Source organism: Stenotrophomonas sp. STEN063, from assembly GCF_056854515.1.
Genome location: NZ_JBXFWF010000099.1, coordinates 1 through 10,577 on the forward strand (window position 1 = coordinate 1; position 10,577 = coordinate 10,577).

General features: G+C 65.8%; 9 protein-coding genes. 5 read left to right on the top strand and 4 right to left on the bottom strand.

The features are described 5' to 3' along the window. Window positions 1-158: 158 nt before the first annotated feature. Window positions 159-2,354 carry a primosomal protein N' gene (locus AC1VWL_RS18365; protein WP_482987638.1) on the bottom strand — a complete coding sequence of 732 codons (2,196 nt, stop codon included), beginning with the start codon at window positions 2,352-2,354 and terminating at the stop codon, window positions 159-161. A 421-nt stretch (window positions 2,355-2,775) separates the two neighbouring features. On the opposite strand from AC1VWL_RS18365, the gene AC1VWL_RS18370 reads away from it, so the two are divergent. From AC1VWL_RS18370 to sppA, 4 genes are all read left to right on the top strand, one after another. Continuing rightward, window positions 2,776-3,795: a hypothetical protein gene (locus tag AC1VWL_RS18370; RefSeq protein WP_482987639.1), complete on the top strand. Its 1,020-nt coding sequence runs from the start codon at window positions 2,776-2,778 to the stop codon at window positions 3,793-3,795. Further along, a complete protein-coding gene (locus AC1VWL_RS18375) occupies window positions 3,788-4,348 on the top strand; it encodes a DUF3106 domain-containing protein (protein WP_482987640.1) in 561 nt (186 codons plus the stop codon). Before AC1VWL_RS18370 ends, AC1VWL_RS18375 begins: the two co-directional genes overlap by 8 nt. Before the next feature lie 141 nt (window positions 4,349-4,489). Next, complete coding sequence (locus AC1VWL_RS18380) at window positions 4,490-5,854, top strand: MATE family efflux transporter (RefSeq protein WP_481615600.1); 1,365 nt, start codon at window positions 4,490-4,492, stop codon at window positions 5,852-5,854. 70 nt (window positions 5,855-5,924) lie between these two features. Continuing rightward, complete coding sequence (gene sppA, locus AC1VWL_RS18385) at window positions 5,925-7,832, top strand: signal peptide peptidase SppA (protein WP_482987641.1); 1,908 nt, start codon at window positions 5,925-5,927, stop codon at window positions 7,830-7,832. Window positions 7,833-8,062: 230 nt separating this feature from the next. Here sppA and AC1VWL_RS18390 read toward each other — a convergent pair whose 3' ends face one another. Next, window positions 8,063-8,293, bottom strand: a complete 231-nt coding sequence (locus tag AC1VWL_RS18390; RefSeq protein WP_482987642.1) for a hypothetical protein — start codon at window positions 8,291-8,293, stop codon at window positions 8,063-8,065. A 95-nt stretch (window positions 8,294-8,388) separates the two neighbouring features. On the opposite strand from AC1VWL_RS18390, the gene AC1VWL_RS18395 reads away from it, so the two are divergent. Beyond that, the gene (locus AC1VWL_RS18395; RefSeq protein ID WP_282273335.1) at window positions 8,389-9,165 is read left to right on the top strand and encodes an SDR family oxidoreductase; all 777 of its coding nucleotides are present in this window, start codon (window positions 8,389-8,391) and stop codon (window positions 9,163-9,165) included. Here the strand turns inward: AC1VWL_RS18395 and AC1VWL_RS18400 are convergent. Together AC1VWL_RS18400 and AC1VWL_RS18405 are read right to left on the bottom strand one after the other, a co-directional pair. Beyond that, the gene (locus tag AC1VWL_RS18400) at window positions 9,153-9,779 is read right to left on the bottom strand and encodes a DUF4124 domain-containing protein (protein ID WP_482987643.1); all 627 of its coding nucleotides are present in this window, start codon (window positions 9,777-9,779) and stop codon (window positions 9,153-9,155) included. The genes AC1VWL_RS18395 and AC1VWL_RS18400 overlap by 13 nt on opposite strands. Continuing rightward, the gene (locus tag AC1VWL_RS18405; RefSeq protein WP_482987644.1) at window positions 9,779-10,447 is read right to left on the bottom strand and encodes a DUF4124 domain-containing protein; all 669 of its coding nucleotides are present in this window, start codon (window positions 10,445-10,447) and stop codon (window positions 9,779-9,781) included. Before AC1VWL_RS18405 ends, AC1VWL_RS18400 begins: the two co-directional genes overlap by 1 nt. Between the last annotated feature and the right edge of the window lie 130 nt (window positions 10,448-10,577).

Here is a 10,577-nt window from a genome sequence, read left to right on the forward strand (position 1 = left end):
CCGTATCTTTTTGCCTTTTTCAACAAATCGCCGCTTCGGGCCGACCCTGGCGGGGATGTGGATTTCGGGTAAACGCCCCTCCCTCGATGGCCGGGGCTCTACCGGGATCACGTGCATTTTCAGCTTCGCGGCTCGCGTCGCTCCCACAAAGCACGAGATCAGTACAGATCCATCGGGTCCACATCCAGCGACCAGCGCACGCGGCGCGCCTGCGGCAGGCCATAGGCCTGCACCATCAAGCCATCCAGCGCTGCGTGCAAGGGGCGCCGCTGCCCGGCCGACAACAGCAACTGCGTGCGCTGGAAGCCAGCACGGCGTGGCATCGGTGCAGGCATCGGTCCAAAGCGTTCAAGGTCGTTGTGCTTGGGAAGCAGCTGCTTGAGCGCGGCGAGGAATTCATTGGCCTGCTCCACCTGCTTTGCCTCGGCACGCAGCATGGCCATGTGTGCGAATGGCGGAAATCCAGCGGCCTCACGCTGCAGCAGTTCGGCATCGGCGAAGGCGTGGTAGCCACCGTTGACCAGCGTATGCAGCAGCGCATTGTCCGGATGGTGGGTCTGCAGCCAGACCTCGCCGGGGCGTTCCGCGCGACCGGCGCGGCCGGCGACCTGGATCAGCTGCTGCGCCAGTTTTTCGCTGGCGCGGAAGTCGGCCGAGAACAGGCCTTCATCGATGCCGACCACGACCACCAGGGTCAGCTTCGGCAGATCGTGGCCCTTGGCCAGGATCTGCGTGCCGACCAGGATGCCGGGTTGATCGCCCAGCGTCGCCAGTGTCTGCTCCAGTGCATCGCGGCGGGCGGTGGTGCTGCGGTCGATGCGCAGTACCGGGTAATCCGGGAACAACTGCAGCAGGCGTTCTTCCAGACGCTCGGTACCAATGCCCTGCGGCTGCAGCGCCAGGCTGGCGCAATCCGGGCAGGCCAGTGGCACCGGCTGGCGCGCGCCGCAGTGGTGGCATTGCAGGCGGCGGCCGCCACCGTGCACGGTCATTGGTGTCTTGTGCAGCGGCGTGCTGCAGCGCTTGCACGGCGCGGTCCAGCCGCAGTCATGGCAGAGCAGCACCGGCGCGTAGCCGCGTCGGTTCTTGAACACCAACACCTGGCTGCCTGCCTTCAGGTGCTGCTCGATGCCGACCAGCACTTCCGGTGACAGGCCATCCTGCAGCGGCCGCTTGCGCACGTCGAACACGCGCACGCCCGGCGGCTTGGCATCACCGGCGCGTTGCTGCAGGCGCAGGTGCGTGTAGCGACCGCTGCGTGCGTTGTGCAGGGATTCCAATGATGGCGTTGCACTGCCCAGCACCACCGGAACATTCAGCGCCTTGCCGCGCACCATGGCGAAATCGCGTGCGTGGTAACGGATGCCGTCCTGCTGCTTGTAGCTGCCGTCATGCTCTTCGTCGATGACGATCAGGCCGGCCTGCGGCAGTGGTGTGAAAATCGCCGAACGGGTACCGACGATCACCCGTGCTTCACCGCGCGAGGCGGCGGCCCAGACGCGTGCACGTTCGTTGTCGTTCAAGCCCGAATGCAGCGCATGCACTGGAATGCCCAGACGGCTGCGGAAACGGTGCAGGGTCTGCGGGGTCAGGCCGATCTCCGGCACCAGTACCAGTGCCTGCTTGCCTTGCTGCAGGCAGTGGCAGATGGCCTGCAGGTAGACCTCGGTCTTGCCGCTGCCGGTGACGCCATCGAGCAGGAAGGGCTGGAAACCCTCGGCCGCCTGCAGCGCGTCGATCGCTTCTTGCTGCTGCGGGTTCGGCACCGGGCCGGCGACGATGCGCGGCTGCGGAATCACCGCCGCGACTTCGATCCGTCGCGCATGTTCACGCTTCGACAGCGCGCGGGCGGCACTGCGCCAGTCCTCCAGCTGATCGTCCAGCAGGTCTTCATTGACGGGACCGTCGAGCAGCAGCGAGGCCAAGCGCTGCGGGCGGGTACCGCTGCGCAGACGCGCGTAACCGGCGCGGCCTGACTCGGTCAGTTCCCAGGCCCAGCCGTGGGTATCGGCCAGCGGCTCGCCGCGGCGCAGGTGCGCTGGCAGCGCGGTGGCGATCACCTCGCCCAGTGGGGCGTGGGTGTAGCGCGCCAGCCAGCGCAGCGAGGCGCTGAGCTCACCACCGATCAGCGCGGCGTCATCCAGCCATTGCAGGGCCGGTCGCAAGGTCGCCGGGTCATCGCTGTGGCCGATGGCCTCGACTACCCCGACCAGCTCGCGCGGACCAAATGGCACACGCAACCGACGTCCCACATCACCAACCTCGGGCGCGGGGCTGCCGACCGGAGGCAGGTAGTCGAACAGCTGTGGCAGGGGCACCGGCAGGGCAAGGCGCAGGGTGGGGCAGTCAGGCATGGGACAAGTTTAGCCGCAGCCGACGACTTGGCTGGCTCCATTCACCGTCATCGTGATGCTGTGAAGTCCTGCATAAATGCGGCGTAAACGCTGGCTGCGCTTGGAGATTTATTGTTATCCACACATCCTGTGGATAACTCTGTGGGTGAGTAATGTGCTCCACGCGTTCAGGGCGATGGAGCAAGCCTTTGGGTCAACTTGGTCAAAAAATAGCCACATAAGATATTCAATAAAAATCAATAACTTATCCGTGAAACAAAAAAGAAATACAGTCTCACGGCGGCGTGCATGGGTCGCTTGTCACAGCGTATTGACGCTGTGCACAAGTTGTTGCAGCGGCTTGCGGAATCGGTCCGCTGCTGCCTTGGGGCGTCGGCAGCAGGGTGTGCGCTCGGTATCATCACGGCATGACGGAGTTCACATGATGGCTGCACCAGCCCCTCTTTCGCCGGCCGCAGCCAATGCTCTGTCCGCCTTCTTGCGCGGGGTGGAACGCCGCGCCCTGGTCGTTGCCGAGCTGCAGGCTGGCGATGCCGCCGTCGGTGAACGCGCCGTGGCCGTGGCCATGCGTGCGTTTGCCGGCCATGCAGCGCAGCTGCTGATGGTTGAATGGCCGGCCCGCTTCTGGGGCCTGCTGTGCAGCACCCCGCAGTTGCTGAAGCCGACCAGCCCGGGCAACTGGGAGCAGGCCTTCGCACACCTGGGCACGCTGGCAGCAGGTGAACGCCTGGCCTTGTTGCTGCGGATTGGCGCCGGCCTGGATGAAACAGCGGCTTCGACGGTGCTGGGCGTTGACGCCACTGCCTATCGGCAGGCCCTGGCGGGCGCCTGTCCGGTGGATGCAGATGGTCACCCGGATGCCGCAAGCTGGCGGGCCTTGGCCGAGCAGGTGCAGGCGCTGATCCGCGACCTGTCGCCGCCGCGCCTGCAGCAACTCGAACAGCTGCGCGATTCGGTGATTACCGGCGCCTTGCCCGCCGCAGCCGCTGCGCCCACTACCGCTGGCAACAGCCCGCGCGTGGAAGAGGAGCGTCGCCGCAAGCCGGCGCCGCGACGCAAACCGGCCAAACCCTGGACGTTGCGCACCTGGCTGCTGCTGTGCCTGCCGCTGCTGTTGCTGGCAGTGGTCGCGCTGTGGTGGTGGCGTTCGCATACGGTGGTCAGCACTGACCCGGATGCTGGCAATGGGCTGGTCGACAACGGTCCGGTGCAGGTGGAATCGCTGCCTGACGACAGTCCCCCGGCCGGGCCGGGCGAAGACCCACATGCGGCCGCCGATGCGGCCATGCTGGCCGATCCTGCGTTGGACACGGCCCGCGATGCCGACTTCCATGCCTGGTATGCAGCCGGTGGCCCGATCCCGGTGGACGAGTCGCAGCCGCAACCCAGCCGTCCGGAACCGGCCGGTGCAGCGCTGGAGACAGCCGATGCCGATGAGTAAGTCTGTTCTGGCGGGCCTGATCCTCGTCGTTGCGCTGCCGCTGCAGGCGGCTGCGCCGACCGCTTTGCCGGGGCTGCCGACCACGACCGGCAGTGCCAGCGTGGTCAGCACGCGCAATGCCTGGGCCTCGATGAGCCCAGCGCAGAAGCGCGAGCTCCGTAGCCGCTACGCAGCCTGGCAGGCACTGCCGGCCAGCGAACAACAGCGCATCCGCCAGGCGGCGGGGGCAATCGCCGCGCTGCCGGACGCACAGCGCCAGGCCCTGCGTGCGCGCTATATGGCCATCGACCAGATGCACCGCGATGGTTGGTTGCTGGGTCCGCAGTTGGGTGTGTTGTATCCGCGCCTGCAGCCGCTGTTCGGCTACCTGCCGGCGGCTGAGCGCGAGCCGGTGATTGCGCTGCTGCGACAACTCGATGCCGCCCAGCTGGAACAGCTGAGCCTGATTTCGCAGCGGACTCCGCCGCAGCAACGTGAAGAACTGCGCACCCAGTTGCTGGCCTTGGCACCGGCACAACGCGATGCCTGGCTGCGCGAGAAAGTCGGGCACTGACTACCGCGCTGTGCGACAGCACGCCATCCGTTCATCCGCGGTGCGGGGCCGTAGCAACCTTGCCACGGTAGAATAGGCACACTCCGCGACCCGGCATCTGTGCGCTTCCTGCGCCGGCCGTAGTCCGCGTCCCTGTGTTTTATGTCCATGTCTCCCGCTACGCCGCGCTTCATGCAAGAAGTGCGGACGACCGGACTGCTCGCCCTGCCGTTGGTGCTGGGCCACGTTTCCACCGGTCTTATTGCCTTTGTCGACAACACCATCGCCGGCCACCATGGCACCGATACCTTTGCTGCGGTCAGCATTGGCACGGCCCTGCTATGGCTGCCGATGCTGGTGCCGATCGGCACCTTGATCTCGCTCACCGCCTCGGTGTCGCAGCTGCACGGCGCTGGCCGTGACCGTGAGATCGGCCCGCTGTTCCGCCAGGCACTGTGGTTGGGCGTGGGCCTGAGCGCGCTGATGTTCCTGTTCCTGAGCGTGGTGCCGGCGTTCCTGCCAGCGTTTGGTATCGCGCCGGAAATCGTGCCCGGTGCCACCGACTTCCTGCATGCCATCCGTTGGGGTGTGCCGGCGCTGACCCTGTACTTCTGCATGCGCTACCTCAGTGAAGGCATGCATTGGACCTTGCCGACCATGTTGATCGGTTTCGGCGGCCTGCTGGTGCTCGGGCCCTTGGGGTACGCGCTGTGCAACGGCAAGTTCGGCTTCCCCGAGCTCGGTGCCGCAGGCCTGGGCATCGCCTCCTCGGTGACCATGTGGGTGCAGGCGCTGGCCTTCGCCACCTACCTGTGGACCACCAAGCGCTTCGCCCACCTGCAGCTGTTCAGTCATTTCGAACTGCCGCGCCCGCGCGCGATCTGGGACCTGCTGCGTACCGGCCTGCCGATCGGCATCACCGTGCTGATGGAAGGCGGTTTGTTCATCATCACCGCGCTGCTGATCGGCCGTATCGGTGCCACCGAGGCCAGCGCCCACCAGATCGCGATCAACGTGGCGCAGCTGTGCTTCATGATCCCGATGGGCGTGGCCGAGGCCACCACCGTGCGCGTCGGCCATGCGGTCGGCAGCAACGATCCGCTGGGCGTGCGCCGTGCCACCTGGGCGGGCTATGCCATCGTGCTGGTGACCCAGGTGGTGTCGATCACCGCCTTGTTGCTCGGCCATGACGCGGTGGTGGGGCTGTATACCGACGACCTTGCGGTGGCCGCGCTGGCCTCCACCCTGCTGTTGTACGCGGCCACCTTCCAGATCCCCGATGGCATCCAGGTGTTGTCGGCCGGTGCTCTGCGTGGGCTCAAGGACACCCGCGTGCCGATGTTCATTGCCATGTTCGCCTATTGGGGCGTGGGCATGCCGGTCGGTGCCGGGCTTGGACTGGGGCTGGGCTGGGGGCCGCAGGGCATGTGGATCGGCCTGATCATTGGTTTGACCGTGGCTGCGGTGTTGCTGGGTTGGCGGCTGCGGGTCAGCAGCGGTCGGCTGATCACCCAGGCTGCCCCCTGACTTAAAGGCCATGCCGGCAGCGTCCGGTTATGCGTATCCTGACTTGCAACCAGCCCCAATCGGAGCGTCCATGAATCCCCCTCCAGTGCCACGCCGCAATCCCGTTGCCAGCTTCTTCATCGGCATCTGGGACGTGATGAACTTCACCCGCCGGTTGATCCTCAACCTGCTGTTCTTCGGCTTGCTGTTCCTGATCCTGATCGGTTTGATGGTCGCCGTGGGCAAGGGCGCTTCGTCGACGACCGTGCTGCAGGAAGGCACCACCTTGGTGATCGCGCCGGAAGGCCGTCTGGTCGAGCAGTACAGCACCGACCCGCTCAGCCGCGCGCTGGGCAAGGCGCTGGGTGAAACCAATGCCGAAGAGCTGCAGCTGCGCGATCTGATCCGCGCCATCGAAGCGGCCAAGGACGACAAGAAGATCAACCGCGTGGTGCTGCAACTGGACAAGCTGCAGCCCAGTGGCTTTGCCTCGATGCGTGAAGTAACCGCCGCGCTGCAGGATCTGCGTGCGGCCAAGAAGCACGTCGTGGCCTTCAGCGAAAACATGGGCCAGTCGCAGTACCTGCTGGCCGCGCAGGCCGATGAGGTCTACCTCGACCCGATGGGCGGCCTGTTGCTGGAAGGCCTGGGGCGCTATCGCCAGTACTTCCGCAGCGGTCTGCAGGACAAGCTGGGCGTGGACGTGCACCTGTTCAAGGTGGGCGAGTTCAAGTCCGCCGCTGAGCCCTATGTGCTCGATGCCGCCTCGCCGCAGGCCAAGGAAGCCGACCTGTTCTGGATGAACGACGTGTGGCAGCGCTACCTGGGCGACATCGCCAAGGCACGCAAGCTCGACGTCGCGCAGCTGGCTGCCGGCATCGACACGCTGCCCGAAGGCATTGCCGCCGCCGAGGGTGACCTGGCCCGTTTCGCCCTGCAGCAGAAGCTGGTGGATGGCCTGAAGACCCGCGAAGAAGTGGACGCGCTGCTCACCGAGCGCGGCGTGGCCGACGGCGATGCTGACGGTGGCTACCGCCAGATCGGCCTGGGCGAGTACCTGACCCAGCTCGACGCACGTCGCTCGCCGATGGATTCGCGTCCGCAGGTTGCCGTGGTGGTTGCCGAAGGCGAGATCGCTGGCGGCGACCTGCCGGCCGGCCGCATCGGTGGCGTTTCGACCTCGGCATTGCTGCGCGAAGCACGCGACGACGACGACGTGAAGGCCGTGGTGCTGCGCGTGGACTCGCCGGGTGGCGAAGTGTTCGCCTCCGAGCAGATCCGCCGTGAAGTGGAAGCGCTCAAGGCCGCCGGCAAGCCGGTGGTGGTGTCGATGGGTGACATGGCCGCATCCGGTGGTTACTGGATCAGCATGAACGCCGACCGCATCTATGCCGACGAATCCACCATCACCGGCTCGATCGGCATCTTCGGCATGATCCCGAACTTCGCCCGCAGCCTGGACAAGATCGGCGTGCACACCGACGGTGTCGGTACCACCCGTTTTGCTGGCGCGTTCGATGTGACCCGGCCGATGGACCCGGCCGTTGGCCAGGTGATCCAGTCGGTGATCAACAAGGGCTATGCCGATTTCACCGGCAAGGTGGCCGCGGCACGCAACAAGCCGGTTGAAGCGGTGGATGAAGTCGCACGCGGCCGCGTGTGGAGCGGTGCGCAGGCCAAGGAGCGCGGTCTGGTTGATGCCTTCGGTGGCCTGAAGGCGGCCGTTGCCGATGCGGCGGAGCGTGCAAAGCTCGGTGAAAGCGACAAGTTCCGCGTGCGTTACATCGAGAAGGCAGCTACCCCGTTCGCGCAGTTCATGACCGGCTTCGCCGGCAGCCGCGCCGGCGCCTGGATGCTGGCCGACTCGGGCGTCGCGCGCATGCTGATCGCCAAGCAGATGCCGGAGCTGGACACCCAGCTGCGCTTCGTCGAAGACGCAGTGAAGGACCGCAATGGTGCACCGGTGAAGTCGCTGGCTTACTGCTTCTGCGGCTTGTAAGCGCACCTGTGTGATGTGCAGCAAGAACGCCGCCCAAGGGCGGCGTTGTTGTTTCTGCACTGTAGTGCCGAGCCATGCTCGGCAGGAGCTTTCCAGGTAATCCCCTGTAGTGCCGAGCCATGCTCGGCAGGAGCTTTCCAGGTAATCCCCTGTAGTGCCGAGCCATGCTCGGCAGGGGCGTTCCCGGTAGAGCCCGTTGCCGAGCATGGCTCGGCATTACAGGTGACGCGCTACTTGGCGGTATCGGTGCCACCAATCGCTGCATCCAGCTCGGCTTTCTGCGCCTTGCTGGCCTGCTCGGCCGCTGCAGCAGCAGCCTTGGCCTGGTCCAGGTCCTTCTTCATCGCATCACGCAATGCGGTGGCCTGCGGCTCAGGAGGGCGTTCGGTCTCCGGCACTTGTGGCCTGCATGCTGCCAGCGCAAGCAGCAACGGCACCATCAACAGGGAAAGACGCTTCATCGGCATGCTCCGCTGGGCTCAGGCAGCTATCCTAGCCCCATCTTCCTGCAGCGTCCCTTCACGGACGCTGCACCCTGCATTGATGAGGAAACAGCATGAATCCGCAGCGTTGGCGCCTGGATGGGCAAACCGCCTTGGTCACCGGTGCCAGTGCCGGTATTGGCCTGGCAATCGCACGTGAGTTGCTGGGTTTCGGTGCCGATGTGCTGATCGTCGGGCGTGATGCCGACGCACTTGAAACCGCGCGCGATGAACTGGCCGAAACCTTCCCGGAGCGCGCCATCCACGCGCTCTCGGCCGACGTCAGCGATGACCAGGATCGGCAGGAAATCCTCGACTGGGTCGAAGACCACAGCGACGGCCTGAACATCCTGGTCAACAACGCCGGTGGCAACACCACCAAGGCGGCAACCGAGTATTCCGAAGACGAATGGCGCGGGATCTTCGAGACCAACCTGTTCTCGGCATTCGAGCTATGCCGCTACGCGCACCCGTTGCTGACCCGGCACGCATCCTCGGCGATCGTCAATGTCGGCAGTGTTTCCGGCATCACCCATGTGCGCAGCGGCGTGGTCTACGGCATGACCAAGGCGGCGATGCAGCAGATGACCCGCAACCTGGCCTGCGAGTGGGCCGAGGACGGTATCCGCGTCAACTCGGTGGCGCCGTGGTACATCCGTACCCGCCGTACTTCCGGGCCGTTGTCCGATGCCGATTACTACGATGAAGTGATCGCGCGCACGCCGATGCGGCGCATCGGTGAGCCGGAAGAAGTGGCCGCTGCTGTGAGCTTCCTGTGCCTGCCGGCATCGAGCTATGTCACCGGTGAATGCATCGCGGTGGACGGCGGCTTCCTGCGTTACGGGTTCTGAATGTTGCAGTCGCTGCCAGCCAGCAGTGACTGCAGGCGGAGATGTTTTTCCCGCAGCGTCTCGGCCTGGCTGGCCGCGGCAAAACGCCATTCCGATTCGGCGTCGTTCACCCATTGCTGCCAGGTGGCGCAGCGCTGCGCAGGGTCGACCGCCGTGCAGGTATCGCGAATCACTTCGCAGGCATCACCTGCGCCGGTGTTCGGGTTGCCGTCCAGGCCGGTGACCTGCATGGCCACGCAGCGTGACGGCGGCTCGTTGGTTTCGCTGAAGTAGTTCTGGCCTTCGCGGGTGCGGCATTGGAACAGTTCGGGCAGCGGAACCGGTGGTGCGGTCACAACCGCGGCAGCCTTCGTAGGGGTGGCTGCCGCAGCAGCAGGAACGGGTGCCGCGATCAATTGCGGTAGCGCTGCAGGCGGCGGGTTGGCAATCGATGGTGAAGGTGGTCTGGTCTCCACTGCCTGCATGACTTTCTTGCTCTGCTGCTGCGTGCCTTTGGGGCAGGGCATGTTCTGCACGGTGAGCGCGCCGGCGGCATCAGTGCAGCGGTAGAACACGACCTCGCCGGCTTGCGCGCTGGCGCTGGCCAGAAGCAATAGCACGATCAGGCAACGCATCAGGTTCCTCCGCAATCCTGTTCAAGGCGCGCGTCGATACCGCGTTGTTCGCGGGTCAATTCCTGACGCTCACTCTGCAGTGCGCTGTTGTAGCGACGGATCAGTTCCCAGCGGCGATCGCGCAGGCGCGCGCAGACTTCCTGCGGTGGCAGGGCGTGGCAGCTGTCGCGTACCAACACCGAACCCATCGGGACCGCGACACCTGCTCGCCACGGGATACCGCCTCCGCCGGGTGGGCGCGGCGGGCGTGGGCCACCGTGGCCGGGACCATGGGTTGGGTAGGCATAGCCCCAGGTCGGCATCCAGCGTGGATTGCCTTCGTTGTTGTCGCTGGTATAGCGCTCGCCTTCGGCGGTGACGCATTCGTACATCGGCTGTGGAGGCTGCACCGTGACCACCCGCACTTCGCGCTGGATGACCGGCGCGGTTGCTGGGGGGGCTGCTGTGGAGGCCTGCCGCGGTGGTGGATCCTTCGGCCGTGTCATGTCCAGCACCTGTTGCTGATGCGCCTTGGTGCAGGGCGCATCCTGCAGCGACACCGCGCCATTGCTGCCAACACAGCGGTAGATGCGGACATTGTCCGCCGAGCTGGCGGGAGGCGGGTCAACCGCCAGGGCCACGGCAGGCAACCAGACCAGGCAACCGAGCAGGGGCAGGCGAGCGCGCATGCCGGCAGTGTGCCACGACGGCTTCGTTGTTGTTGTGGGCGCGGCGTAAGCCGCGAAGCTGGCAATCTTGCCGGCCGCGTTCCTGTGTAGCGCCGAGCCATGCTCGGCTGAGGCGCTACCGGTGAAGCCC

What these genes read in the sequence shown, in the direction of transcription:
- AC1VWL_RS18390 (WP_482987642.1), bottom strand. Translation starts at nt 8,293, where the DNA reads ATGAAGCGTCTTTCCCTGTTGATGGTGCCGTTGCTGCTTGCGCTGGCA.
- AC1VWL_RS18375 (WP_482987640.1), top strand. Translation starts at nt 3,788, where the DNA reads ATGAGTAAGTCTGTTCTGGCGGGCCTGATCCTCGTCGTTGCGCTGCCG.
- sppA (WP_482987641.1), top strand. Translation starts at nt 5,925, where the DNA reads ATGAATCCCCCTCCAGTGCCACGCCGCAATCCCGTTGCCAGCTTCTTC.
- AC1VWL_RS18395 (WP_282273335.1), top strand. Translation starts at nt 8,389, where the DNA reads ATGAATCCGCAGCGTTGGCGCCTGGATGGGCAAACCGCCTTGGTCACC.
- AC1VWL_RS18400 (WP_482987643.1), bottom strand. Translation starts at nt 9,779, where the DNA reads ATGCGTTGCCTGATCGTGCTATTGCTTCTGGCCAGCGCCAGCGCGCAA.
- AC1VWL_RS18380 (WP_481615600.1), top strand. Translation starts at nt 4,490, where the DNA reads ATGTCCATGTCTCCCGCTACGCCGCGCTTCATGCAAGAAGTGCGGACG.
- AC1VWL_RS18405 (WP_482987644.1), bottom strand. Translation starts at nt 10,447, where the DNA reads ATGCGCGCTCGCCTGCCCCTGCTCGGTTGCCTGGTCTGGTTGCCTGCC.
- AC1VWL_RS18370 (WP_482987639.1), top strand. Translation starts at nt 2,776, where the DNA reads ATGATGGCTGCACCAGCCCCTCTTTCGCCGGCCGCAGCCAATGCTCTG.
- AC1VWL_RS18365 (WP_482987638.1), bottom strand. Translation starts at nt 2,354, where the DNA reads ATGCCTGACTGCCCCACCCTGCGCCTTGCCCTGCCGGTGCCCCTGCCA.